Genomic DNA, 25,965 nt, shown 5'->3' with positions numbered 1-25,965 from the left:
GTGTCACTTTTAAATGGAATCACTGTACTAGATTTTAGTCAATTTTTAGCCGGCCCTTCTTGTGCATTGCGTTTGGCCGACTTAGGAGCAAGGGTAATTAAAATCGAAAGGCCAAATGTCGGTGACAGTTCTCGCCACTTGGTACTAAAAAAGCAGAAAATCGGCGAGAACAGTTTACTTTTTCATACCATCAACCGAAATAAAGAAAGCATTGCACTAAACTTGAAAGATCCGGCTGATAAAGAAATCACCTTAGAGTTGATTAAAAATGCGGATGTGTTGATCGAAAACAATCGACCTGGTGTCATGAAAAAACTTGGTCTTGATTATGATACAGTAAAGCAACTTAATCCAAAACTTATCTACGGGACTGTTACTGGGTACGGAATAGCTGATAGTTTAAAAACAAAACCAGGACAAGATTTATTAGCACAATCCTTATCTGGGTTAACTTTTTTAAATGGAAATGCAGATCAGCCACCTACGCCATTTGCTCTTTCTATCGCAGATTCATTCGCAGGAATCCATTTAACAGAAGGGATTTTAAGCTGCTTGATCCGCAGAAATAAAACAGCTACCGGTGGGCAAGTAGAAGTCTCGCTGTTAGAATCCGCAATATCGCTGCAATTTGAGGTCCTTACCTCTTATTTTAACGATGGAAAAAAATTGCCGGAAAGATCGGCTATAAATAATGCACACGCCTACTTAGCAGCACCGTACGGAATCTACCAAACTAAGAACGGGTACTTATCAATAGCGATGGGTTCGTTAGAAATCTTAGGAAGTTTGATCGCTCTTCCGCAACTTGCTGAATATGAAAAAGAAAAGCGGGCTTTCACTTCAAGAGATGACATAAAACAGCAGATAGCAGATACTCTCGTGACAAAAACGACTGAAGCTTGGATGGAGATTCTACTATCTGGCGGCTATTGGGCAGCTCCTGTTTATAATTGGCAGGAATTGATAAAACAAGAAGGCTATAAAGCTTTATCATTTGATTTGCAGCTGAAAACACCTGAAGGTTCCATTCACACAACCGGTTGTCCTATTCGAGTAAATGGAAAAAGAGGCACTGCTGATAAACCGGCACCTCTGCTGGATCAGGATCACGTTAAAATTTTGAACGCATTAGGAGGGAAAAGAAATGATTAAGCCCTTGGAAGGCATTCGTGTATTGGACTGCAGTCAGTTTCTTTCCGCTCCTTCAGCGGGGTTGAAGCTCGCTGATCTAGGTGCCGAGGTCATCAAAATCGAAAAGAAAGGCGGAGGCGATATTTGCCGCCAGCTATATGTGTCTAATTTCAAGATAGACAATGACAGCTCTCTTTTTCACGCCATCAACCGCAATAAACAAGGTCTTGAATTGGATCTAAAAACCGAAAAAGCACAACATGTTTTTAAGGAACTAGTCAAAACAGCCGATGTTGTTCTAATCAATTTTCGGCCGGGCGTCGCCAGAAAATTGAATTTAGATGCTGAAACGATCCATAAAATCAATCCGAAAATCGTTTATGGTGAAATCACTGGATATGGTGAGAATTCGCCATGGAGCAGTTGGCCAGGTCAGGACTTACTGGTTCAAGGAATGTCTGGAATTTGCTACTTGAATGGCGATAGAGAACAAGCCCCGCTTCCTTTTGGCCTTTCTATGGCTGATCTAGCCGCAGGAGAGCATCTTTGTCAAGGTATCCTAGCTGGACTATTCAACGCACAACGTACTGGTGAAGGCTGCGTCATTCAGACTGAACTCCTCACTTCGTTAATGGATCTACAGTTCGAATCCTTTACGACCTTCTTGAATAACGGGAATCAGCTGCCTGTCCGCAGTGGATTTCATAATGCCAATCCCTATATTGATGCGCCTTATGGCATCTATGCAACTAAAAATGGGTATCTAGCGATCGCCATGTGTCCAATCGTGAAGTTAGCCGAATTACTCGATTATCCAGAGCTTGCAGCTTTCATGGAAACACATTCGGTCGAACAAGACAGTGATGAGATAAAACGAAAACTACAGGAAAAATTACTCACTCAACCTACCGAAAACTGGCTAGCTATTTTAGAGCCTGCCGATATTTGGTGCACAAAGGTCTTAGATTGGCAGCAAATGGAGCAGAACGGACTATTTGAAGAATTGAAAATGAAGCAAGAAATCAGCAGCAGCGAAGGGACTCATTTCTATACCACTCGCTGCCCAATCAGAATCGATGGAGAGGTCTTTACTTCCGAAAAGGGAGCCCCCACTCTCGGAGAGGATAATTTCAAGTTTGGAATAAAGGAGGAACACTAATGGAAAAAGCAATCTATTTTGAGGACTATCAATTAAACAGCGAAAGAACATCTTACGGCAGAACGATCACTGAAGCGGACATCGTGACTCACGCAGGTCAAACAGGCGATTTTTTCCCGCATCATATGGATGAAGAATGGTGTAAAACACAGCCCTTTGGCCACCGGATCGCTCATGGAACACTAACCTTCAGCATCGCTGTAGGGATGACTGCCAACCTGATCAACCCAGTGGCCTTTTCTTATGGCTATGAACATCTGCGATTTATCAAGCCTGTTTTCATTGGTGATACGATCACAACGATAACGACGATTTCAAAAAAAGAAGATCACCCAAAACGCAAAAATATGGGGATCATTTATGAAACACTGACTGTAAAAAATCAACGAGCGGAAGTCGTCATGGTCTGTGATCATCTTTTGATGTGTGAAAAGCACGCATAATAAAAAAGCAGCTTACCAGAAGTCGTTCCACAAAACTTCAGGGAGACTGCTTTTTATTAGCTACTGACCACTTTTTATAATAAGAGCTCCAGACGGCTCTCAATTTCATTTTTACAGGTTCTCATCATTTCTACGACGGTGTTTATGTCCACTGATTCCATCTCTTCTGTTGAAAAGGTACAGCTAAAAGAAGCAATCATTTTTCCATTTTGAACGATCGGCATCGCAATGCAGTTTGAGGTTTCACTGGCTTCTTGGTATTCCGTTGAATACCCTTGTTGTCGGAACACTCGCAGCTCCTCTAACAACTCATCGATATTCTTCTTCGAATTCACTGTCAGCATCCGCCACGGCGCATCCCGATAAAGCTCACGAATCATTTCATCCGAATATTGCGAAAGCAGCATTTTTCCAATAGCCGTACAATTAGCCGGCAAGCGCCCGCCAATCTGCTTCATTAAAGAATAATTCTCAAAATGCTCACTGCGAGTCAAATAAATCACTTCCGTACCATCTAAAATCCCCGCATGAGAAGTTGTCCGTACTCGAATAGACAGTTCATTAGTCAACACTTTCAATTCTTGGACCAAGTCACCACTGCCGATGAAATTTGCTGCCAACTTGATGAAATTACTGCCTGCTACATATTTTTTAGCATTGTCATTAAAGGAAAGATAATCATTTTCCACCAGCTCTTGGATCAAACTGAAGGTTGAGCTTTTCGGTGTATTTAATATTTGCTGGATATCCGAAAAGCTCAACCCTTTAGAATGATGCGCGATTGCTTCCAATAAGCGCAAGGTTCTTTCCGCTGACTTAACTTTTGCCATTTTAACTCCCTACTTTTCTTTTGTCATTTTATCAATGTATTGTTTAGATTTACTATAAAATTCGTTTAATGAATAAGTAAGCTTTTTCCGATCTCTTTCAATAAAAGCCTGTTCAATTTTTTGCCGATAATGGATACTATTTTCAATCGCACCGGGTACTCTTAAAATATTCAGCGCACTTTCCCTTCTGATTAAAATGATTGTCTGCATCAATTTTTCCATTATCTTACTTCCACATATCTTACCCATAAACGAATCAAACTCTTCCAGTAATTCATTGTATTCTGCAACAGTTTTATTCTCAGATGCCGCATCCTCCATCTTTTGGGTAATTTGTTCTAAGTTTTCAAGATTCTCTTTCGATGCATGGTTGAAAGCTAATTTGACTACATCTGTTTCAATCAATTTTCTCGCGTGATAAAGTTCCTCCTGATCATGCAGTTCTCGTTGGAAAATCCATGAGATCGAATTCTCCGGTACAGGCTGCTCCGCCTCAGAAACAAAGGTCCCATCATTGGGCTTTATTACGACTAATCCCACTAAAGAAAGTGCCCTCAAGGCTTCTCTGACTTGACCTCTAGACACGCCCAAGTGCATTGCTAAAGAGCGTTCATTCGGTAATTTCTCCCCCGGTTTTAGTTCTCCAGAGACAATTTGATCAGCAATTTGATTCATGATTTTTTCTGATTGAGTCAGCTTTTTTTGATTTTCCAAGTCTTTACCACCTATCTTAACCAACGGTTCTTATATGAGAACAAATTCTAGTTTATCATATTCCACTAAAAATGAAAGCGGTAAATCATTTCTTTTATCCTAAAAACAGCCTCCAGCCGTATTTAACAGAATAACTCAGATATCTTGGCAATTAGCGCCCTTCTTTCTCTGATTTCTCGAAAATGATTTACTGAATTCAGCTACTTTATTCATAGTTAGTGCCTGCTGCATAATATCTAAATTCTCGTGAAATGAAAAATCTAAAATATTTTAATCCGAACTTTCCGAAGTTTAACACTACAACGAACACTCATATAATAAAAGTTTCTTCTTTCGATGAGAAGCATAAGCAGCAGAGTTACGGATCATTTGATAGTGCACTGTAGCGATCATTTGCTGAAATGTTCGATCTGCTCGCAACGCCTCTGATACTAAACGTTTTATCATGGGCATTGTGAAAAAGAGTTTTTTTTACTTTTTGACAATGCCAAGCATTATAAGTGCTCGTCTCATAGTGCCCCATTCGCAGATAGCTTTTGCATTCTTGAAAGCATTGCTCGATCGACCAGCGACTGGTGGCTAAGTGATCCATCGTCGTTTGAGCTGTTGTTTCCGGCGCGTTTGACAGGAAACATTTCATAGTGCCGTCCTCGTGCCGCCGAATATATAACCAAACGTCCCCACACTCATTATTGTCCATTTAGAGCTTACCTTAAATAGACAACGATGATTTGTTGAAAATACTGAATGTCAATTTCCTTTTTAAATGGCGGGGGGGGCGGAGTGCCTCGATAAATGGCGTACAAAGAAATTGCTAGTAATTTTATTTAATTTCAGCGTACAGAAAAGGATAATTTTCTGTACTTTGAAGGCTTCTGAAATTTATATCCTGCTTATAATAACTCATATCAAAAAGCGGCAATTCCTTTCTCCACACATAAAAGAAACGAGACACAATATAATCGCATCTCGTTTCTCTTATTTCTAACTGGTTGAACCTATCATCCAATAACGAATTACATTATTTCACCATTTGAAAGGATTAAATCCCTATACCAGTAGAAACTATCTTTTTTTTCGTCTTCTAGATCCATTTCCTGAGTTATCCTGATTGACATAAATGAATCCATATCTTTTACGCATTTCCCCTGTTGTAGCACTAATCACATCAATTGGCCCCCAGGTTAAGTACCCTAAGCAATCAACTCCATCCTCTATGATTGCTTTCTTCATTTCTGTTATATGCTGTTTAAAGTATTCAACGCGATAGTCATCATGAATATTTCTTTCTGAATCAAGTTCATCAACAGCCCCTAACCCATTTTCAGTGATCATCACGGGAATTCCGTATCTCCGATACACATAATTCATCATATACCGCAGTCCAATTGGACCAATTGACCATCCCCATTTACTTTGTTCAAGATATGGATTTTGAACATCAGCAAAAATTGCCTCGACTTCTTCACTACCATTATATTTTGAAACGCTGGAGGAGTAATAGTTTATACCGATAAAATCAAGTGTCGCCATTCTAAACGATTCTTTATCCTCAGTACTGATCTCTAACTTTATTCCTAACCGTTGATATTCCTTCAATTTATATTCTGGAAATTTTCTATTACACATCGCATCAATTTGATAGAAATTTCGATCCATATCTTTGAAGTTGTTCATAATATTTTCAGGTTTACAATTGAAAGGATAAATGGATGTGAGACCGAAGACACACCCAATTTTATTATTTGGATCAATCTTATGACCTAACTCCACAGCCTTAGAACTCGCCACAGTCATGTTATAACCCATTTCAGCCATTGCCTGTTTCTTATCCCCAAGGTCACTATACTTAATACCTGTTAGTAGATAAGTAAAAATATCCGAAAGTTCAGTTTGTGGATCAAGATGATTCGTCTCGTTAAATGTTGCCCAATAGCGAACCTTACCTTTAAACGATTTAAAGATCGTTTCACAGAAATGTAAATACTTATCGATGACTTCTCTATTTAGCCAAGACCCATACTCCTTAACTAAATACATCGGCATTTCAAAATGATACAGTGTGACAATCGGCTCTATATCATGAGAAATCAACCTATCAATCACCTCATGATAAAAATCCAAACCTGCTTGATTAGGATGTTCCTCAATTCCTTTGGGAAATGTTCGTGACCAGTCAATTGAGATTCTTAATGCTTTAAATTCCATCTCAGCGAACATCTGAATATCGTCACGGAACCTATTATAAAAATCAATGCCATAATGAGACGGATAGTTTTTATCATTTTCTATCTCTTCTGTCATTTCTCTAGGAATTTCATATGAACCCGATGTGACAAGGTCCATATAATTCAATCCTTTTCCATCTACATCCCATCCTCCCTCAGATTGATGCGCGGATATGCTGCCCCCCATAAAAAATTGCTAGGCAATTTGTTAAATCTTACTTTTTCCATTGTTGCCTTCCTGCGAAAGGCAACAATGGGGTTATGAAAACCCAAAAGCACCTTTCTTTGTTTTATTTTCGTGTTACGCTCATCTTACAGGTCCCTGGTATACTACAGAACCCGAGGAGGTAAGTGGCGGGGCTGTATAGCGGCGACCCCGCATTGTTATATGGTGTCGGTCATCCATTAAGGCATCAATGAATAGCGCAAACAAGTAGCCCGTAAGCTTATCTCTTCCGAAGTTGACTCGATTTCGCCGGATGACCAGTCCCTGCCAAACCTGTAATTTGGTTTTTTGGGGAGGTATTCTATGTTCAAAATCTTTCGTAAAAATTGTTGTGGACTCGATGTCCACAAAACTTGGATCTATGCTTGTATCGGAATCACTGCTGCAAACAGTCGTACAGAGTACAAGCAAGCTCGCTTCTCTTTTTTTACCAAAGGGTTAAAGGACTTAACTGAATGGCTTGCGAAATACGATTGTAGAGACGTTTGTATGGAATCTACCGGAAAGTATTGGATTCCTGTCTTTAATATTCTTGAGAAAACTTGTTTTGTCACTTTAGCCCGTCCGAAGTACACGAAGCCTCAGAAAGGGAATAAAACGGATTGAAAAGATGCGAAATGGATCTGTGATCTGTTTATGTGCGACATGATTAAACCAAGTTTTATTCCTAGTCCTGAAATTCGTCACCTTCCGAAACTACATTTCCAAACCGCCCATTGACATTTGTCATTGTATTAGCATCATATAAAAGCGTCAATTATCGAATGAGTCACAGCCATTTTAATTCAAAAGTGACAGCCAGGGGGGGAACGCGCTTTCCTTAGAGCCGCAAGGGATAGAGATATTTTTTGAATATAGATTTTGAAACGACTTACTGAACACAAAAAGAATTGATAACTTTAAATAAATTGCAATAAAAGGAAGTGTACAGAAAAGGGTCATTTTCTGTACAAATAAAAAAACATTTGACAATTTTAGTAATTGTACATATTATAAGTGTAGTTATTAAAAAGGAGTGTATTACATGATATTTAGTTTTGAAATAAAAACAAGTACAACAAGTGAAGAAATCTGGTCATTATATGAAGATGTCAATAAGTGGTTTACATGGGAAGATGACCTAGAAGAGATTTCACTTTCTGGAGATTTTGTTCAAGGAACCGTTGGCGTTATGAAGCTTGCTGATCAACCAGCAATGGATTTTGAATTGGTCACTGTAATCCCTAATAAAGAATTTACAGATAAGACTTCTATTCCTGGTGTTGGCGATATTTATTTCATTCACCAATTGATTCAAGATGATAAATGTGTAACCGTTAAGCATGCGGTAGAATTTATTCCTACGGATAGAGAGACAACTGTCGAAGATAGTCAATTCATCTCACAAATTTTTTCTGATGTTCCAGCGTCAGTATTCTCATTGGTAAGAACTGCAAATGAATTATAATTTTCAATCTGAATTCAAAGATAATTCTGAAGCTTCAATTGGATTATCATTTATCAAAGTATATAATTTATGGCACAAACGAATCAAAGATCAATTGAAACGCATTGAATTGACACATCCGCAGTTTATAGTATTAGCTTCTTTAGGATATCTTAGTCAGAAATATAATGAAGTTAATCAGGTTGATATTTCAAAAAAATCAGATATGGATGTAATGACTGTTTCAACGATTGTTAGAAAATTAGAAAAATCGGGATTAGTAAACCGAAAAAATTCAACAATTGATACGCGAGCTAAATCTATTGTATTAACTGACTCTGGCCAAAAAAAATTAGCCGAAGCTTTACCTATTGTTGAAAAAGTGGATCATGATTTTTTTGATAGGCTTGGAAAAGATAGAACTGATCTCAATAGATTGCTTCTTCAATTAATAGATAGTGAATAAATTTCAATTTGAAGCGACAAGTTAAGGCTCGGAAATCTTTCCGAGCCTTTTGCCATATATCGATTGAGAAATGCGCCATTTAATTTTAAAAGTGACACACAACGGATCGAATCCTTCTCGTGTACTTTTGATTGAATTTCTCCCAGTTCTGATATTCATCAAAGAAAATGGCGTGTAAAATATTGGGTTTCATATCTCTAGTTTAATAGGAAAAAGACCGCTTAAAATGTTATACTTCCTTTAATGATTCAGGTGTCAAAAGTCTTATGATAAGCGCTTTTATAGATAGAACAATGGTATAATTTAACTATCATAAAACTACGAAAGAAGGCATTCCAATGGGGTTTAAGCGAAATGATGCCCAACAAATGGACTTAATAAATGATAGTTTTTTGAAGACATCTGATCGAATAAAACGGATTGTCGAAAATTCGTGGGCGAAGCATTTTTACGAAACAATTTTCTCATCCATAAACGAAGAACGATTTGAAGTTTTGTACAGCAATAATTCAGCCACCCGCCCTAACACACCAGCGAACATCATGATTGGTGTTCTCATTCTAAAAGAAGTATTTACATTGACGGATGATGAATTATTAGAAAGTGTTATTTGCGATGTTCGTTTCCAATATGCCCTTGGAACAACCAGCTTTAAAGAACAGCCTTTAAGGGACCGGAGTTTTAGTCGATTTAGAGAGCGGTTAGTCAGTTACTATGAACAAACAGGGATTGATTTAGTGAAAGAGGAGATGGAATATTTAGCTGATTCCTTCTACCCTTTTTTCGATCTTCAACCAACAATGAAAAGAACCGTACTTGAGCAAAAACTATTTCAATCGAGCAATTATGTGAATCAATTTCATAATTAACTTTTCAAGAAAAAGCAAACACTCGACCAATTTCAACTAACCATTTTTTTTGAAATTATGCGACTATTTCTTTTCCCTTTTTCTGACGCAAGAGTCGTTGTGTGGCAAACCGTTTCGCATTATACATTAATTGGATGAGCTAATGTTCTACCTGCACGCGTTCTGGGCGATAAAAGCGTAGCTGCCCGAGTTGAAAATCTTCCTTTAAATAGGCGTTTACTCGTTCTACCGCACTACGCTGGTTATATAATTTCTGCCAAGCTCTTGTTCCTCGAGCGGGGTGTGCATGTTTTCGTGGGTCGCTCATCTGCTTCACTTTGATGATCTTTTGGCAAAGCCCTTCATGTTGGAGTGGACACGCTCGACAATGTTTCTGTGGTCGAGTGAATTTCAAAGCGCCATATCGTTTGTCGAAGCTATCGTATTGATAGGCGTGTTCGAGCAGACAAGTAGGTGTAAAATGCTCGTCAACTTCCCCATCGTTTTTTGGAATCTTTTTAAGAGGAATGATGGGCTCAAGCCTAAGCTTCTTTGCTTCATGATAATGAGCTGCGACATCGTAGCCCTTGTCCAAAAGGACAGGAACATGAGTGATACCCAAATGTGCAATTTTTCGAAACAGCGGAATGGCCACACTTAAATCCGCGACAAACGCAGACGTGGTGAGTGCAGATAATAAATACTGAGACTGAGAAGAAACGGCAAAATGTCCCTTGTACCCGAACCAATAATCATTCTTTCCTTTACTATTCTTCTTCACACCCCAAGAAGCATAGATCGGTAAGCAGTCAAGAAGTTCCTCTGTAGATAAGTTTCGTTGCGCTTCGGCAGAAGGAAGTTTAGGATTTTCCGTTTTTTCATGTTTGGTGTACGCTGGAATCGCCGTCGCATCAATCGAAACAGGCTCATCAAAAATACCAAATTCTTTTTGAATGGCAAGAATGAATGTTTCGTTCAATGTTTCAAGCACTTCAGGATGTTCAGCTAAAGTCTGTCCAATTCGCGTATAAGTCGATTCTGACGGTACCGGTTGTGAGTACAAGAAGCCCAGACTCAATTTAAAACGCAAATCATTTTCTAAGCGAGTGACTAAATCATGAATGGTAGGAATTTTTTCGATAAAGCGAACCATCATAGAACGCAAAGCGGCTTCGTAATTGACTGTAATAGGCGGGCCAACGCGAGATTCCTTTTCAAAAAGCTTCAAAACAGCGGACAATTCGATTGGGGAGAAGAGCTCGGTATATTTCTCTTCAATATCCAATTGCATTAAAATATCTAGGTCAAACAAAGTAGGTTGTTGTATAATAGACACAGGGAATCCCTCCTTTTTGAGTACGTGTCTGTCTAGGACAACCTAAGTGTAACAGATTGGGGAGGTTCCTTTTTTGTGTGCACTTTTACCCCTTGTGGTACAAGGGATTGGAATTATGAAATTGATTCACTTAGTAAACGAATATCAAACTTTTTGTAATGCACTTATAAGGTCAGAGACTAAAAAATTTATGGTTACTCATAAGAGGAACGTTTAAAAAGGAAAAATTCTATCAAGAAAGCTATCTGAGCTTTAAGGGATTAAAGAACTCCATGCTTAGCTATGTGCGATACTACAATAGCTATCGCTATTCCAAGATCTTGAATGAGCTTTTGTCGAATGAGTAAAATAAAAAGCAGGATTCGAAAGACTCTCTTTCTTCTAACAACAATACACTTATCTTTTACTGTCTACTTAACAAGATATACTTTAAATTTATGTCTCAGTTCTTCTTTTCTCCATGATGTCTTTTCTTTTTATAATACTCAGCCAACGCGTGATTAAAATTGGCGATTACCGCAGTAATGATTCCTAGTCCGTTTAAAACAAAAACAATCTTAAACAACTTCCCTAAAGCTGTGTCTGGTGATAGATATCCATAACCTACAGCCGCTAGCGTCATGACGGAAAAGTACAAGGTATCTAAATAGCTCATCCCTTCAATGTTATGATAGAAAACCGTCCCTATTATCAGGATAAACAAAACAGCCAGCATAATCGCCTTCTGCTCCTCCTGGCGAAACAGAATTTTTAAAATGTGCCATAAACTTCTAAATAGTAATGCAAATGCAACCATAGTGCCCGCCCTTCAAAATCTAGAAAAAGCAAGTTCGCTTATACGCGTGTTGCTCTTATCCTTTATTTTACCAGATCAACCATAAAAACGAAGAGGAGCTACGTCTTCCATTGCTCCCCTTCGTTTTATTTATGATTGTTCATGTTCCTTTGTTTGATTTTCTGACTTTTTACCATTTGAAGCAAATATAGTTAATTAGGTGAAATGGCCATTTTGAAATGATCAGACAACCAGCTATAAGCTCCATTGGTGAATTGATCTATTTCATTTATTTTTAATTCTGTAAGCTGCATAAAGTTATCTATTTCAGCAAGATTCCCTAAATAGACATCATTAACGTCGACTAACACACCTGCACCATCAGGAAATAACCAGTATTTTGTCACCACTACATAGCTCTGTGTGATGTCCCCAAACTCGTCTGACAATCCTTTCGAAGGATAGCTGTTAACTACTACTCCTGTTTTTAACTCACCTATATCATTCTGCTGGTGCAACGCTAAAAAGGAGCCTTTCTCCTTCATTTTTTGCATCTTCACACTTTCCAGTAAATTACCTGTCACACGCACTGCTGTGTATTTTTCGGTCTCAAAGGAAGCCTCTTTATCATACAGATGCTGTTTTCCATCGTAAATGCCCCATAACCTAGTACCTATAAAATCATTCCACCTCTGCTTATACTTGAGCTATCAAGAGAAACGGAGATAATATGAAGTGACCCCACTAGGTTGTCAGATCAGGGATTTAAACTCATAATAATTAAAAATTATTAATGGGTTATTACCCTATGACAATAGGAGGTCACTATGCAAAATATAATCTATCTCGGAATGGATGTCCACAAGGAAACGTTTAATTTATGTGCTTTACACGGTTTTACAGGAGAACTATTAGGTGAAACAAAATGTGCTTCAGATGTCTCCCTAGTAAAAAAGTTTATTAAAAAGCTGAAACAAAGACACGGAGAAGACACAAAAATATGCGCTGGTTATGAAGCTGGTTGCTTAGGTTACTCCTTATATAATCAGTTAAAAGAAAATGGGATTGATTGTGAGATCTTGGCTCCTACCACAATGTATAGTTCATCAAAAAATAAAGTGGTTAAGAATGATCGCTTTGATGCTAAGATGATTGCTTTAAATCTAGCGAATGGTACTTACAAATCTGTTTATGTTCCCCAAGAGGAAGATGTGGAGGTCAAAGAATATATTCGAATGTTAGATGATTTCAAAAAGGCTTTAAAGAAAATAAAACAACAAATCAAAGCGTTGGTTTTAAGACATGGGTGCAAATACCCAGGAAAATCAAGTTGGACAATTGCGTACATGAAATGGCTAAAAGGTCTGGATTTTAAAGGGATTCTGAAAGAAACATTAGATGAATACCTTTTACAGTATGATGCATTGTCAGATAAAATCGAACGATTTGTAGGACGGTTAGAAGAATTATCCCATAGGGATAGCTACGAAGAACCAATAGCTGAATTACGCTGTTTAAAAGGCATTGATACATCAGCTGCAATGACGATTCATGTCGAAATTTCAGATTTTAGTCGCTTTCCGACAGCAAAAGCTTTTACTGCTTATTTAGGCCTGACCCCAAGTGAGCAATCTAGTGGTGAAAAAGTTAGTAGAAGCACTATTACGAAACAAGGGAATTCAACCGTAAGATCCACACTTATCGAGTGCGCCAATGCGTTAGTGAAAGGAACAATAGGAATAAAATCAAAGCGAGTAAAAGCAAGGCAAAAAGGACAAAAAAATGATGTGATAACCTATTCGGACCGCGCAGTAGAACGATTACAAAGAAAATATCATCGAATGATTTATCAAGGACGTCCAAGAAATGTGGCGATTACAGCTGTGGCAAGAGAACTTGCTTGTTTTATTTGGGGAATTGAAACCCAACAAATGAAGTAAAAAATAAAAAAGAAAGGTATGAAGAAACCTAGGTATAGTTAATTGATCTAGCAAAACAACATTGATGGCGTAGAAAAGCTTCAGAGATAATTACAGGTCTGGCTATCTATGATACCACCTTTCTGGCACAAATGTGTTCAATGAACTAGCTATTCAAAGAGCAACTACAATTTGTGATCCACGCCGGGAGATTATAAGAGCCTAACGACGGACCATTAACCTGAGGTAACCAATCCACGAATAACAGAGTGGTTGACTGTCGATAGATCTTATTTCTGGAGTTTTTGTATGCCATCAAAAAGTTGGTTTTATTGAAAAGTTAGCTATTGACAAAGGTCACTTCATAACAGGTGGTTTTTTGAAACCTAAAAATGACGTCGTTCCTATTCAACTCCATGATCAATCGAAAACACTTCATGATCAGAAAAGAAGCAGCACCGCAAAATTAGCCTTACGCATCCGTCAGAAGGATGGTTCTGAGGTCTTAATCTATAACGGAGTGAACAGCTACATCCTTTCGGCTATACTCAAGGAGTTGAGCTAAGATGTTTCTTGACTTCACCAAAGTAGAAAAAATTTTTATCGTTACAGGGAAGACCGATCTTCGCAAAGGAATCGATGGTCTCGCAAGAATCATCCAACAAGACTATGCGTTGGATGTCTACGAAGATGCCATTTTCCTTTTTTGTGGCAATCGATGTGATCGATTTAAGCTTCTTTACTGGAACAAAGATGGTTTTTTCCTTGGGTATAAACGCATTGAACATGGCCGTCTTCAATGGCCAAGGAAAAGAGAGGAAGTTCGCCAACTCTCTGTGCAACAGATTCATTGGCTACTTGAAGGTCTGAGCATCTATCAGCCAAAAGCGATAAAGCCAGGATCAAAGGGTCTCTTTTAAACAGAAAAAATCGTTGATTTTATGCGGTTTTCTTCTGTTTTTTGGTTCGTTTAAATGGTATAATAATAACAGTAGTTACAATGAAAATGGTGGTGAAGTTCTTGTCCTTGCCAATAGAACCTGTTTTCAACAATAACACTGAAGTAGATGTAAATACGCTTCTTCAACTCCTTAAATCTCAGACAGAGACAAACAAAGAACTTCAACGAACTAATCAGGGATTGAACCAGGAGATTCATCTGCTCAATGAGAAATTGAGCTATCTTACGGACCGTTTATTTGGTCGATCCAAAGAAACAATGGATTCGCAAGTGAGTGGTCAATTGAGCCTCTTTTCTGAGGAAGCAGACGAAAACACGCCGTGTTTAATCACAGAAGAAGGACAAGAAACACATGTACGGGGACATAAACGAACGATTGGTCAAAAGGCGGCGAAAATTGCCCATCTTCCCTTAAAAGAAGCACACCATGAGTTACCGTTGGATCAACAGATTTGTGAACAATGTGGGACGCAAATGAATGATATTGGGACAACGAGGATTCGCGAAGAAGTCCTTTTTCATCAAGCCATCTTAGATCGTCTCGTCCATTTACAACATACCTATTGTTGTAAAGAATGTGAAAAAGCAGACGTTTCTTCTTACAAGAAGGCACCTGTTCCGAAACCGGTCATCTCCAACAGTTTAGGCTCCAATAGTGTGATCGCAGAAACGATCCGGTTGAAGTTTGGGCAAAAAGTTCCTGCCAATCGGCAGGAAAGTTATTGGCAAGAAACACTCGGGCTGGATATCTCTCGTGACAATATCACCAACTGGCATATCAAAGTCTGTCATAACGCGTTGGACGCTCTTGCCCAACGCTTAAAGAGCCATCTCACTCAAGAAGACATTCTCCACGCCGATGAAACGACGTATCGTGTCATCGAAAAAAGCAAAAAAGACACGTACTATTGGCTATTTAGTACAGGAAAACATAGCCCGCATCCAATCGTGTATTATCATCATGCAGAAACGAGAGCTGGTGAAATACCCAAACAATTCCTAAGGGATTTCAAAGGCTATCTGCATTGTGATGGCTACTCAGGGTATAACGCAGTGGAAGAGGTCACGCTCGTCTATTGTTTGGTTCATGCGCGTCGGAAGTTTTTTGACGCCATTCCAAAAAACAACAAAAGCGAGACACTTCCTTCTTGGGTCTCTGTGAAAATGATGGATGTCTGGTTTCATCTGGAACGAGACTGGACAGCTTTATCCGCTGAAGAACGATTGGGAAAAAGACATGCTTACTTAAAACCGTTGTTCATCAACTTCTACGAATGGCTGGGGACATTTACAGCAGTCCCAAAATCAAAGTTAGATATAGCCGTCAATTATGTATTAAAATTGCGTGCAGGATTTGAGCGAATCTTCGAAGATGGCCGATTGGAGCAAAGTAATAATTTAGCCGAACGCCAAATAAAGGAACTGGTCATCGGGCGCAAAAATTATATGCATTCTTGTAGTTTAGAAGGCGCACGAACTTCGGGAATCATTCTGAGCGTGTACAGAACAGCCGAAGCAAATGGCCTTGATCCGGTAAAGTATTTGGAATTTCTGTTTGATCGGATTCCCAACATCAAGAGCCTGACGAATGAAGCTTTGGATGAGCTCTTGCCTTGGATGCCTCTTGTACAAAAGACATGTTCCAAGCCATACGCAAAAAGCACCAAATAGCTTAAACCTATTATAGGGTTTAGACTATTTGGTGTGTAGATACCGAGTGATTAGGCATTTACTTTCCATCATTGATAATCTGAAATTTAGTAAGAGAACTTTTGACCATTAGTAAATTTTCTACCGGATCGTACCCTTTTGTCGGCTTTAAAGAATAATCAGACAGTTTATTTTCTATACTTTGGAAATTGGTCATTTCTAACACATAGCCATTCCCAAAATCGAGATTTTGACCGTCAAAAGACATTTTATACGATTTAACCTTTGAATAATCCGGTGGAAACTGAATCAGCAGATTTTCTTTAAATATAGGTACCTCTACAAAAGACTGTGCCTCTTCAATTTTGTCCAGTTTGTTCTGGGATATTTTCACAATTCGTTCAGATACATTCATAGCCACCATTGCTGCTATAAAAGGACTTGAAGCAGCAAGCCCGATAGCAATCACACCCATTAAAACAAGTCTTCTGACTTTTTTATCATGTAAAATACTTATTTTTCGTTTTTCAAATAATAGATTGTATTTCTCCGAAAAATCATCTTTTTTCTTTTTCATTTGTTCCTTTACGTTCTCCTTGCTTAACAACAATATTATCTATTGTAGTTTCTTCTAGCTCCTCCTTGATATACCTGCTATATTCAGCAATAATTGTTTCGCTCAGCTCGATAATAATATCGTCTAACGCTTCCTGCGTTTGTCCGATCTCCCCATTTTCAATTTGCGTCTTTTGAATTAATTGTTTTCTTTCTAAAGCACTAGAAAATGCTGGCAGACTTCGATAAAGAAAATCACTATATAAAACGATACTCTTAGGTTCATCCATTAAATATTTAAATATCTCTTTGCTGGCTTCGATAGCAGCATTTATCGAAGCCCCATTCTTTTTATCTGCTCCAACTGATTTTTCTGCCAACAAGATCTGCGCCTTTGCTTCCTTCATTGTTTCCTTAAAAATTTTCAAATCACGATTATTTAAATCGTTGGCTTCTTGAAAAGCACGAACCGCCATCAATTGATCTGCTTTAAACCTTGAATGCTTGACTAATTCAAAGCTGATAACTATCAATACGATGATCAATGATAGTATTAAAATATAAAAGTACATCACGAAATTCTCCTGATATGACATTTTTTTTCTGGAATTCTAGCCAGTAAACTCTCCAATGAATCATGAATAGGTTCTGTTGCTTCTCCTACAGTCCTACTGTAGGAAGACAATCGGATTTAGTCATTTAATATTCATGTTGCTTCCGCTCTTTAATTTTCCCATCTTTCAATTCTATAGAGAATATTTTATTGGAATCGCTCCACGTATAATATTCATAAGTATGATCGTTACTTTTTTGCACCATTTCTGACGTTGGATATCCTAGTTTCTCAATGAGAGCTGCTTTTTCATATGTTTCTCCGACCGTTATTTGATTGAAATGATCAAAAAAATCAGAGAGATTTTTTTTATCCTTAATAAAGACATCTAACATCGTTGAAATTACTTTTCCATCTCTAAAAGTGATCAACACCGAAGTAACTGGGTCTTTCCAAGGAAAATTATTCCAGGCATACGTCACTGCCTTTTCCCCTGATTGATAATCTTCCATTTTTGAATTCGGTTTTCCAAGCATTTTTTCAATTTCAGCTTTCTTTGTTCCGCCTTTACCGGTCTCATCTTCTCCCACATCAATTTTTTCGATGATTTGTCTCAATTCCTTTAAGCTGTCAACCTTTGTATTGACTCTTTCTTCATCTGAAGAAATCGCTTTAGTACTTGTCGCTGTAGGTGGTTCTTCTATAGGCTCGTGCTTTTGAACGTTTAGATAGACGTATAGCACTGCAGCAAAACATACAAGGATTACCCCCGTGACTATCAACAGATTGTTCACCAATTTCACGTTTTTCTTCCGCATTTTGGCCTCCTGGATTTTTTTAAATAATAGTTTTCTCAAAATCCCTTGAAAAAAGTCTTTTATTGCTTATTAAAAGGAAATACTTCCCCATTCTACTATTTTTACGAAAAATTTCTCTTTCAAGTAATTATTCTAACATAAAAATAACTTTAAAAATGATAACTTTTTCTAAAATACAAAGTATATTGTATACAAATATTCGGTTCTACTTTTAGAAAAAACGGACGACTACTTTTACTTCTACTTTATTTTTTTCCTTGTTAAAATGTTTAACTAAAGGAAGTGTTCAACATGCTGCAACTAAAAAGAGCCTATTTGCCTGCCAGTGATTCTGATGGTTACCGAGTTTTGATAGATCGATTGTGGCCTCGTGGAAAGTCTAAAGAAATCGAGAAAATTGATTTATGGTTAAAGGAAGTCGCTCCGAGTCCAGAGCTGCGTAAATGGTTTGGTCATGAGGTCGAAAAATATCCAGCTTTTGAAGTAAAATATCGTGAGGAGCTCCAATCAGGCGAGCAACATGAGGCGCTAGAAAAATTGGCAACAGTGGTTCAAACCCATGATGTCGTAACACTCGTTTATGGTGCCAAAGATGAACAGCATAACAATGCGCAAGTACTATATGATCTCTTAAACGAGTAAAAGCACCAAAACCGACGCTACCGCGTTGGTTTTGGTGCTGTGCTTGAAAGCCTAGTTGAACAATAATCAGCGCCATTTCTCCGCGAGAGATCATCCCTGATCCTACCATCAGACTACTGTGGCTGCTAAACCCTGCGAGCTTGCTGCCAAAAAAGCCGCCGAATAATTTTGAAGCGATAGCAATGATTGTCAGTACTACGATCAACAGCAGCTGCTTTCCGATTCCGTTAAACGTTATTTCCAGTCCAATACTAACAAAGAACACAGGGATAAAAACAGCATAGCCGATCTCCTCGACATTGTACTGCACTTCCTTAAAGACGTTGGTCTGTCCAATTGCGACACCAGTGAAAAAAGCGCCGATGACCGAACTCAACCCAATAAAATCAGCCAAATAAGACATACTCAGACACAGAATCAATGAAACAATAATCACTGAAGATTCCGCCAGCAATTTATTGCTGAGTCTCATTAAGTACGGCGCACCCCAGCGAATCAAGAGGAGAATTGCAACAAAAAACAACACTTGATCAATCAACATGATCCCTAACGGATTACTATTTCCACTTTTTCCGCCCAAGAAGGACATACTCAGGCTAACGATTAGTACCACCAAAATATCATCGACAACGGAGGCCCCTAGAATGGTCGACCCTTCCTTGGTATTGATCACGTTCAGCTCCTCCAATACCTCAACGGAAATACTGACCGAGGTGGCTGCTAAGATTAATCCTAAGAAAAAGGACTCGTTCATCGCAATATGAAAAGCATTCCCGGTTACTGTTCCTAATACAACGGGAAATAAAATTCCTAAAACAGCCACGTACATCCCCGGCCGAAAATATTTTCGCAGCAATGAAAGATCACTCTCAATTCCAGCTAAAAACATCAATAAAATCACACCTATTTCAGAAAAATCCTCAACTAAAATATCTGGATGAACAATCCTTAACCCTGCGTTTCCTAGTAAAATACCGACAAGTAATTGTCCAATCACTGCAGGGACACCGAAACGGCGCGAAAAATGACTAGCGATCGTCGTACTGACTAAAATCAGACATAAAACACCAATAAACTCCACGTTCCTCATCCTTTCGTATTGCTGTCATTAACTTTGTTCCCTAGCTCTAAGAACAAAAATTAGCCGATCCTTTTTAGGATAACGAAAAAAGACTAGAAAGAAAAACGATAAGACTGCACATCATTTTTGGGGTTTATTCAGTAATTAACAAGTGTTGAATGCAAAAGTAGAGACTATTCAATACAGCAAACAGTCTCTACTTTTGATTTATTTGTTGAAGGTTTATCCTTTCAAAGCCAGATTATCTACTTTAGGCTCTAACGATTGCAGCCTTCCGTTTGTCTGAGAATTTGTTTTCTCCATGAAGGTGACTATTTTTCCTAGTGTGGGGCAAACGGTCACTCCTGCATCTTCCAACGCTGCTACTTTTGATTTTACCGTGCCCATATTCCCACTGACGATTGCACCAGCGTGTCCCATCTTTTTATTTTCTGGTGCGTACATTCCTGCAATATAGGCGCAAATAGGCTTTTTAATATTCAGCTCCTTAATCTTAGCAGCAGCCAGCTCCTCACTCGTACCGCCGATCTCTCCAATAAGAACGATGGCATCTGTTTCCTCATCCTCTGCAAACATTTCTAATACATCTGCATGAGTCATCCCGACAACAGAATCGCCGCCGATTCCTACGCAAGTGGATAAGCCGTAGCCCTTAAAGGTCAGATTTGAAGCTGTCTCATGAGTCAAGGTACCGCTTCTTGAAATAATCCCGATATGGCCCTTCCCATAAATATCCGCGGGCATGATTCCTAATTTTGACTTGTCGGGAGCAATCACACCTATTGTGTTTGGTCCAACAACCTTAGCTCCTGTTTTCTTAGCCTCCTGAAGAATCGCGAGCGTATCCATCACCGGAACAAATTCAGTGATCACGACTAATAGTTCGATCCCAGCCTGCAACGCCTGCACAGCAGAATCCTTTACGAATCGCGGCGGTACCAGCAACATCGCAGCACGAATCTGCGGAAACTCTTCCCGTGCTTCTGCCACTGTCTCAAATACTGGAATTCCTTCGACTGCTTCTCCGCCTTTGCCAGGCGCAACGCCTGCACGCAGCTTTGCCCCAGATTCCAATGTTCGCTTCGCGTGGATTCGTCCTTGCTTGCCAGTGATTCCTATTATTATAAGCTCTGTCTCTTGATCGATCAAAATACTCATATTATTGTGCCCCCCTTTAACGTCAACAAGGTCTGTACGGCTTCATCAGTCGTTCCATATTTTGTTTGAGGAAAACCGAGCTTTTCGTAAATGCTCCACCCCTGTTCTTGATTGAATCCACGGCTTTTCACCACAACCGTCTTATTTATTCCAAACTCCTTATAAGCGCGTTCGATTCCTTCTGCCATATCAGCACAATTGTTGATTCCGCCAAATATGTTCACCAAAATATAATCGGTTTTTTCATTTTGCAGTAAAATACGCATGGCTTGATAAGTCTTTTCAGCCGTCACACCGCCGCCCAGATCAAGGAAGTTGTTCACCCTGCCACCATAGTGGAAAATAGTGTCCATCGTGGCCATACCGATACCCGCTCCACCAGCCATCGTTCCTATAGTTCCTTCTGAATCTACCTCTACATAGGTCAGATCATGTTTCTCTGCTTCTATTTCCTGAGGAGACTTTTCCTGCGCTGTCCGTGACAAAATCGTATAATCACCTTGTCGGTAAAGAGCATTATCATCAATGACCAACTTCGCATCAATAGCCATTAGGGTATCATTTTTTAATAATGCTAATGGATTAATCTCGATCGTTGTCGCATCTAGCTCGAAGCAAGCCTTAGCCAGCTTTCCGGCAATATCTAACACTTGGTTTATTCTCTTTTCGGATAAATCAAAAACAGAAGCAGCTTTTTTGAATTCTTCTTCTTTGAATCCATTCGTACAATCAAAGTGCAGCAGCTTTTCTGGTGAAGTCTCCGCCAACTCTTCAATATCCATTCCTCCGAATGGGGTAAAAAGCATGATCATCGCGCGGTTTTTAACGTCTAATGTCATTCCAAGATAGTACTCTTCTTCAATTGGCAAAAAACCGCAGGCGATTACGCCCTCCATCACTTGATCATTGATGGTTATCTTTTCAATGGTTTTCTTTGCCTCAAGTAATTCTTGCTTCGTTTTGACCACTTTTACAGCACCGGCTTTTCCACGCTTACCAGCTAGGATTTGCCCCTTTAGCACACATGGATAAGGAACCTCTGCTGGAGTTTCATCACCCATCAATAAAATACTGTCATTAATCGGTATTCCAAATCGTTCTAATTGTGCTTTTCCCTCAATCTCTAAATAATCCATCAGATTTTCCCTTCTCCGCTTACCAGTATTCCAGTTTTGAAATACTGAGGTTTTATTTTTTACTCCCAAGCCATTTCTGGATCAGGAAGATAAGATTCTTCATACGGGTAGCCAACGCGGGTTATATTCATGAAGTGTTTATGGCTCAAATTTCCGCTAAAACTATTATTTCCCCATGAGCCGCAACCGAGTGTAGTCGTGGCAACAAATCCATTTGTTGGCGAACCGCCACCAGTCGTTCCTGATGGTTGATTGACGATCACACGTGAGACAGCACACTGAATCGCCGCATATTCTACGTGCTCTGGTGTGTTCGAATGAACTGCAATACTATGTCCTTTTCCTTCATAATCTAGATTTTCCACCATCATCGCGACACCATCTTCAAAGTCCTTGTATGGATACAAGGTCAATACAGGGCACAGCTTCTCACGACATAAGACATCCTTGCTTCCAGTTCCGTCTGCTTTTACAACAATGGCTTTTGTATCCACTGGAACCTCCAGACCGATGATTTTTCCCGCCTGCTTCGCATCCAAGCCGACGATCTCGCGATTCATTGGACCGCCGTTTGGAAATACTCCTGCTCTTACTTTTTCAACCTGCTCTGACGACTCCACATAATAGCCGCCGTGTTTTTGGATTTTCTCAATAAAATTGGCAAACTTCTCTTCTGGTACAAAGGCCGTCTGCTCGCCAAGACAGATCAAGCCATTGTCAAAGCTTCGACCAATTAAAATTTTTTCTGCTGCTTCGGACAGATCAACATCCCGATCAACGATACATTGGACGTTCCCTTGGCCGACACCAAGTGACGGTTTGCCACTGGAATAAGCCGCTTTGACCATTCCCGGTCCACCAGTAGCTACTACCACATCTGCCAAACTCATCAGCTCACTGCTGCCCTCGATCGAAACCTCTTCCAGCCCTAAAACGAGATCCTCAGGAAAACCAAACTTTGCCAGCTCAGCACGAAACATCTCAACCAGCAGCTTGGTACATTCAACAGCCCGAGGGTGCGGTGCGAAAATGACCGAGTTGCGGGTTTTTAAGGTAAATGCCGCATTACACATTGGAGTAACAACTGGGTTTGTTGAAGGAATGATACAAGCCACTGCTCCCAAAGGCTTTGCTACCTCAAGCATTTTTCGGTCTTCTAATCGATTGATTACGCCTACCGTCTTCTCATTTTTGATACTTTGCCAAATCAAGGACGATTTCATTCGACATTTGGTGATTTTGTCTTGCTTGCTGCCCATGCGTGTTTCTTCTGCGGCCATTACACCTAATGTTTCAGCATTGTCATAGACCACTTTACATATCGCTCGAGCTGCTTCATCTGCTTGTTCTTGCGTGACAAAAGCAAATTGCTCTTGTGCTGCTTTTGAACGCTCAACTAATTCTTTTACTGTGATTGATTCACTCATTTTTTTCGCTCCCTTTCACTTAATTCGTTAAGTAAGACAACTCTCCAAAACCAGGCCAGATCTGCAGCACTACATAGCCGAAAATAATGACTAAGATAGTACTTGCGATCGTCATTGGAACCCCGCCTTTTAACATCTTATTGGCATCTAAACCATAGGCTACCGGAATCGCACGTACACTGATAGGCAGCAAATATTCAGAATTGTATGCCATGACAGTGATAAACCAATACGGGATCGGATTTAGCTCCATCTTCACAGCGAAACCAAGAACAATCGGGATACTTACGGCCGAAGCAACCGTAGAATTCGTCAGCTCCGAGATCACACGAGCAAAGATCGTGAAGACGATGATTGTCATAAGTCCGCCGTCTAAGGACATATCTGCAACGATATCAGCAATTGCTGCGCCTGCACCTGAATCATTGACTAAGCGTCCAAGTGCTAATCCTCCGCCGAACAAAAGCATCATGCCCCACATAACTCCCTCTTGAGCTGTTTCCCAAACCAGCATAGGCTTTTTGTTGGCTGCATTGATAACAAAGGATAGACTTCCAAACAGCAAGAAGATGTATGCTGGAGCCAACCCCGGCAGCAGATCCGCATATAAAGGACGTGTGAACGCGCCCGCTAAAGCAACCAAGAACAGCGCTGCACAGATTTTTTCATCACGCTTCATTGCTCCCAGTTCGCTGTAGCTATTTACAAAATATTCTTTGGTTCCCTTTAATGGACTTGATTTTCCGTAAAGCAGCAGCATACCGATTAGGCTTAAAATGGCTAATAGAATGAAGTATGGTGCGATTCGAACAATCCAGTCCACATACATAAACTCATGTCCTGTGTATTCCTCTAAAAAAGAGATCGCCGCAATATTCATCGCTCCGCCTAATGGTGTGCCAACGCCACCTAATCCAACCCCCCAGCCGATTGCGAGCAGGATCGGAACTGCCTGCTCACTACTTTCGATATCCTCAATCCCAGCAGCTGCCAGCATTGATACAGCGATAGGCGTATAAAGTGCACATACTGCGACATTCGGCAAAATACTAGAGACCAGCATACTTGCAAGTAGCCAAACAGTGATTTGAGATCTCATAGATGGACCAATGATCGATAAAATTTTTAGGGCCACGCGTCGATCCAAACCAGTCGCTGCCCACGGCAAGGTCAACAGGCTGGAACCAAGGATCAAAATAATACTATCCGAGGCATACTGCGCCGTCAGAGATGCCATGGGAACAATATTTAAAAGCGCATTCACAAGAACGGGAACAAAAGCCGTGACCGTCATATGCACCGGTCTTGTCACCCACCAAAAAACCATCCAAAGCAAAACCCCTACCGCTTCTGCCCCTGGCCGGGTTAAAAAGCTGGATAGCGAAAGGATACTCGCCACCAAAATGGTCGGCCCTAACAGAATATAAATTAACCGTCGTGTCGTGTTCATAATAACTCCTTCCTGAATGCTTGATTCATTAAACAAATCAAAAATATTTTTGTTGTTTCCTTTATCTTAATGAAGTGCTGATGAATCACAATCCATTTTGCCACTTGTTTCGGTTGGTAAAATAAGTTTGCAGAGCCTGAAGTTCACTTGCATGCTGCGAAAACCAGTTGCACAGGATGCAACAAAAAGAGATGTTGAAAAGTTCAACATCTCACAATTGTTTATTATTTTGGATAATAGCCTAGCTTGCTGGAAATTCGTCCTGCAGAGGTGATCACTGCTTTTGCCAGCTCCTCCTCACGTTCTATTTTGCAGAGACTGCGCGCACTCATTGAAACACTCACCGAAGCTACTGGTTCGCGATTGCGATTGAATATCGGCGCAGCAATTGACCCAGTACCTTCCGCAAGCTCATTGATCAGCTTGCAATACCCTCTTTGTCTCGTAAGAATCAGCTCCTGATTGATCTCACTAATATCATTTTTTGTCCCAAAGGTGTATTTTTTAAAGTCACTGCTTTTTAAAATAGCCTGTGATTGAATAGGTGGTAAATAAGCCAGAATCACTCGTCCCATCGCAGAGCAATGCATTGGATGGCGATGCCCCATCGGAATCAATAAATCAGTTAAATTTTGGGAACAGCTGCTGATCAGATGGATGATTTCTCGTTCTTGAGGAACCGCCATGTGTCCGCACACATGAAACTGGTGAGAAAGTCGATGAACTTCTGGAAAGGCATGCCGATAAACATCATTGGCCTGCAGCGATCTTCCCGCCAATGCAACAATTTCCGGTCCTGGAAAATAATAGCCTGTGTACTCGTCACGTTCCAAAAATCCCCAATCTAGCATCGTATTTAAATGACGCGACACCGTACTAATATTCATTTGCAGTCGCTCCGCAATATCCGAGGTCCTCTGGCTAGGGTTTTGTTCATCAAACGATGACAGAATCGCTAAAGTTTTGACCAAGCTTTTCATATTCGAGCCGCGTTGATTTTCTTCCAAAGACTTTATCATAGGAAATATTTCCT

28 protein-coding genes and 1 pseudogene are annotated in these 25,965 nt (G+C 39.8%); 13 read left to right on the top strand and 16 right to left on the bottom strand.

All coding sequences use genetic code 11. The features are described 5' to 3' along the window. The 3 genes from IGI52_RS02410 to IGI52_RS02400 are packed head-to-tail and all read left to right on the top strand — an operon-like array spanning position 1 to position 2,733. Complete coding sequence (locus tag IGI52_RS02410; protein ID WP_438780358.1) at positions 1 to 1,152, top strand: CaiB/BaiF CoA transferase family protein; 1,152 nt, start codon at positions 1 to 3, stop codon at positions 1,150 to 1,152. Continuing rightward, a complete protein-coding gene (locus IGI52_RS02405) occupies positions 1,145 to 2,290 on the top strand; it encodes a CaiB/BaiF CoA transferase family protein (RefSeq protein WP_438780357.1) in 1,146 nt (381 codons plus the stop codon). The genes IGI52_RS02410 and IGI52_RS02405 overlap by 8 nt, the downstream gene beginning before the upstream one ends. Beyond that, positions 2,290 to 2,733 (top strand): MaoC/PaaZ C-terminal domain-containing protein, encoded by a 444-nt coding sequence (locus tag IGI52_RS02400; protein WP_438780356.1) that lies wholly within the window; start codon positions 2,290 to 2,292, stop codon positions 2,731 to 2,733. The genes IGI52_RS02405 and IGI52_RS02400 overlap by 1 nt, the downstream gene beginning before the upstream one ends. 74 nt (positions 2,734 to 2,807) lie before the next feature. On the opposite strand, the gene IGI52_RS02395 is transcribed toward IGI52_RS02400, so the two are convergent. From IGI52_RS02395 to IGI52_RS02380, 4 genes are all read right to left on the bottom strand, one after another. Further along, positions 2,808 to 3,563, bottom strand: a complete 756-nt coding sequence (locus tag IGI52_RS02395) for an IclR family transcriptional regulator (protein WP_438780355.1) — start codon at positions 3,561 to 3,563, stop codon at positions 2,808 to 2,810. Positions 3,564 to 3,572: 9 nt separating this feature from the next. Then, the gene (locus tag IGI52_RS02390) at positions 3,573 to 4,277 is read right to left on the bottom strand and encodes a FadR/GntR family transcriptional regulator (RefSeq protein ID WP_438780354.1); all 705 of its coding nucleotides are present in this window, start codon (positions 4,275 to 4,277) and stop codon (positions 3,573 to 3,575) included. A gap of 358 nt (positions 4,278 to 4,635) precedes the next feature. Further along, positions 4,636 to 4,917: a hypothetical protein gene (locus IGI52_RS02385; protein WP_438780353.1), complete on the bottom strand. Its 282-nt coding sequence runs from the start codon at positions 4,915 to 4,917 to the stop codon at positions 4,636 to 4,638. Between the two features lie 425 nt (positions 4,918 to 5,342). Next, positions 5,343 to 6,692: a family 1 glycosylhydrolase gene (locus IGI52_RS02380; protein ID WP_438780352.1), complete on the bottom strand. Its 1,350-nt coding sequence runs from the start codon at positions 6,690 to 6,692 to the stop codon at positions 5,343 to 5,345. A gap of 342 nt (positions 6,693 to 7,034) precedes the next feature. Between IGI52_RS02380 and IGI52_RS02375 the strand changes: the two genes are divergently transcribed. The 4 genes from IGI52_RS02375 to IGI52_RS02360 all read left to right on the top strand — a co-directional run bounded on the left by IGI52_RS02375 (position 7,035) and on the right by IGI52_RS02360 (position 9,492). After that, positions 7,035 to 7,337 carry an IS110 family transposase gene (locus IGI52_RS02375; RefSeq protein ID WP_438780351.1) on the top strand — a complete coding sequence of 101 codons (303 nt, stop codon included), beginning with the start codon at positions 7,035 to 7,037 and terminating at the stop codon, positions 7,335 to 7,337. A 418-nt stretch (positions 7,338 to 7,755) separates the two neighbouring features. Then, a complete protein-coding gene (locus IGI52_RS02370) occupies positions 7,756 to 8,178 on the top strand; it encodes a hypothetical protein (RefSeq protein WP_438780350.1) in 423 nt (140 codons plus the stop codon). After that, positions 8,168 to 8,623: a MarR family winged helix-turn-helix transcriptional regulator gene (locus IGI52_RS02365; RefSeq protein ID WP_438780349.1), complete on the top strand. Its 456-nt coding sequence runs from the start codon at positions 8,168 to 8,170 to the stop codon at positions 8,621 to 8,623. Before IGI52_RS02370 ends, IGI52_RS02365 begins: the two co-directional genes overlap by 11 nt. Positions 8,624 to 8,961: 338 nt before the next feature. Beyond that, positions 8,962 to 9,492 (top strand): transposase, encoded by a 531-nt coding sequence (locus tag IGI52_RS02360; RefSeq protein WP_438780348.1) that lies wholly within the window; start codon positions 8,962 to 8,964, stop codon positions 9,490 to 9,492. Positions 9,493 to 9,631: 139 nt separating this feature from the next. Here the strand turns inward: IGI52_RS02360 and IGI52_RS02355 are convergent, their stop codons facing one another. Then, a complete protein-coding gene (locus tag IGI52_RS02355; protein WP_438780347.1) occupies positions 9,632 to 10,807 on the bottom strand; it encodes a transposase in 1,176 nt (391 codons plus the stop codon). 200 nt (positions 10,808 to 11,007) lie between these two features. Here IGI52_RS02355 and IGI52_RS02350 point away from each other — a divergent pair, with 200 nt between their 5' ends. After that, positions 11,008 to 11,154, top strand: a complete 147-nt coding sequence (locus tag IGI52_RS02350; protein WP_438782216.1) for an IS3 family transposase — start codon at positions 11,008 to 11,010, stop codon at positions 11,152 to 11,154. Positions 11,155 to 11,249: 95 nt separating this feature from the next. On the opposite strand, the gene IGI52_RS02345 is transcribed toward IGI52_RS02350, so the two are convergent. Together IGI52_RS02345 and IGI52_RS02340 are read right to left on the bottom strand one after the other, a co-directional pair. Next, positions 11,250 to 11,603 (bottom strand): potassium channel family protein, encoded by a 354-nt coding sequence (locus IGI52_RS02345; RefSeq protein ID WP_438780346.1) that lies wholly within the window; start codon positions 11,601 to 11,603, stop codon positions 11,250 to 11,252. Between the two features lie 191 nt (positions 11,604 to 11,794). Further along, positions 11,795 to 12,166, bottom strand: a complete 372-nt coding sequence (locus IGI52_RS02340) for a hypothetical protein (protein ID WP_438780345.1) — start codon at positions 12,164 to 12,166, stop codon at positions 11,795 to 11,797. A gap of 243 nt (positions 12,167 to 12,409) precedes the next feature. Here IGI52_RS02340 and IGI52_RS02335 point away from each other — a divergent pair, with 243 nt between their 5' ends. From IGI52_RS02335 to tnpC, 4 genes are all read left to right on the top strand, one after another. Then, a complete protein-coding gene (locus tag IGI52_RS02335) occupies positions 12,410 to 13,522 on the top strand; it encodes an IS110 family transposase (RefSeq protein WP_438780344.1) in 1,113 nt (370 codons plus the stop codon). A gap of 358 nt (positions 13,523 to 13,880) precedes the next feature. Beyond that, positions 13,881 to 14,066, top strand: coding sequence for a hypothetical protein (locus IGI52_RS02330; RefSeq protein WP_438780343.1), 186 nt, complete (start codon positions 13,881 to 13,883; stop codon positions 14,064 to 14,066). Position 14,067: 1 nt separating this feature from the next. After that, the gene (tnpB, locus tag IGI52_RS02325; RefSeq protein ID WP_438780342.1) at positions 14,068 to 14,421 is read left to right on the top strand and encodes an IS66 family insertion sequence element accessory protein TnpB; all 354 of its coding nucleotides are present in this window, start codon (positions 14,068 to 14,070) and stop codon (positions 14,419 to 14,421) included. A 107-nt stretch (positions 14,422 to 14,528) separates the two neighbouring features. After that, positions 14,529 to 16,133 carry an IS66 family transposase gene (gene tnpC, locus IGI52_RS02320; protein ID WP_438782215.1) on the top strand — a complete coding sequence of 535 codons (1,605 nt, stop codon included), beginning with the start codon at positions 14,529 to 14,531 and terminating at the stop codon, positions 16,131 to 16,133. A gap of 58 nt (positions 16,134 to 16,191) precedes the next feature. Here tnpC and IGI52_RS02315 read toward each other — a convergent pair whose 3' ends face one another. From IGI52_RS02315 to IGI52_RS02305, 3 genes are all read right to left on the bottom strand, one after another. Next, positions 16,192 to 16,689: a hypothetical protein gene (locus IGI52_RS02315; RefSeq protein WP_438780341.1), complete on the bottom strand. Its 498-nt coding sequence runs from the start codon at positions 16,687 to 16,689 to the stop codon at positions 16,192 to 16,194. Then, on the bottom strand, positions 16,670 to 17,239 hold the full coding sequence (locus IGI52_RS02310) for a 5-bromo-4-chloroindolyl phosphate hydrolysis family protein (protein ID WP_438780340.1): 570 nt from the start codon (positions 17,237 to 17,239) through the stop codon (positions 16,670 to 16,672). Before IGI52_RS02310 ends, IGI52_RS02315 begins: the two co-directional genes overlap by 20 nt. Positions 17,240 to 17,366: 127 nt before the next feature. Next, complete coding sequence (locus IGI52_RS02305) at positions 17,367 to 18,038, bottom strand: DUF3862 domain-containing protein (protein WP_438780339.1); 672 nt, start codon at positions 18,036 to 18,038, stop codon at positions 17,367 to 17,369. Positions 18,039 to 18,329: 291 nt separating this feature from the next. Between IGI52_RS02305 and IGI52_RS02300 the strand changes: the two genes are divergently transcribed. Next, a complete protein-coding gene (locus IGI52_RS02300) occupies positions 18,330 to 18,680 on the top strand; it encodes a DUF488 domain-containing protein (RefSeq protein ID WP_438780338.1) in 351 nt (116 codons plus the stop codon). A 37-nt stretch (positions 18,681 to 18,717) separates the two neighbouring features. Here the strand turns inward: IGI52_RS02300 and IGI52_RS02295 are convergent. The 6 genes and pseudogenes from IGI52_RS02295 to IGI52_RS02270 form a co-directional block, all read right to left on the bottom strand. After that, positions 18,718 to 19,761 (bottom strand): annotated as a pseudogene (locus tag IGI52_RS02295) (cation:proton antiporter); the annotation flags it as partial. Between the two features lie 222 nt (positions 19,762 to 19,983). Further along, complete coding sequence (gene sucD, locus IGI52_RS02290) at positions 19,984 to 20,919, bottom strand: succinate--CoA ligase subunit alpha (protein WP_438780337.1); 936 nt, start codon at positions 20,917 to 20,919, stop codon at positions 19,984 to 19,986. After that, positions 20,916 to 22,055, bottom strand: coding sequence for an ATP-grasp domain-containing protein (locus IGI52_RS02285; RefSeq protein ID WP_438780336.1), 1,140 nt, complete (start codon positions 22,053 to 22,055; stop codon positions 20,916 to 20,918). Before IGI52_RS02285 ends, sucD begins: the two co-directional genes overlap by 4 nt. A 59-nt stretch (positions 22,056 to 22,114) precedes the next feature. Beyond that, positions 22,115 to 23,482 carry an aldehyde dehydrogenase family protein gene (locus tag IGI52_RS02280; RefSeq protein ID WP_438780335.1) on the bottom strand — a complete coding sequence of 456 codons (1,368 nt, stop codon included), beginning with the start codon at positions 23,480 to 23,482 and terminating at the stop codon, positions 22,115 to 22,117. Between the two features lie 19 nt (positions 23,483 to 23,501). Further along, entirely contained in the window at positions 23,502 to 24,932 is a 1,431-nt protein-coding gene (locus IGI52_RS02275) for an SLC13 family permease (RefSeq protein ID WP_438780334.1), read from the bottom strand. A gap of 224 nt (positions 24,933 to 25,156) precedes the next feature. Continuing rightward, positions 25,157 to 25,951: an IclR family transcriptional regulator gene (locus IGI52_RS02270; protein WP_438780333.1), complete on the bottom strand. Its 795-nt coding sequence runs from the start codon at positions 25,949 to 25,951 to the stop codon at positions 25,157 to 25,159. Positions 25,952 to 25,965: the final 14 nt, after the last annotated feature.

Origin of the sequence: Enterococcus sp. DIV0187 (assembly GCF_051713785.1) — a bacterium.
Taxonomy (GTDB): Bacteria; Bacillota; Bacilli; order Lactobacillales; family Enterococcaceae; genus Enterococcus_A; species Enterococcus_A avium.
This window is presented reverse-complemented; position numbering and strand designations above follow the sequence as displayed.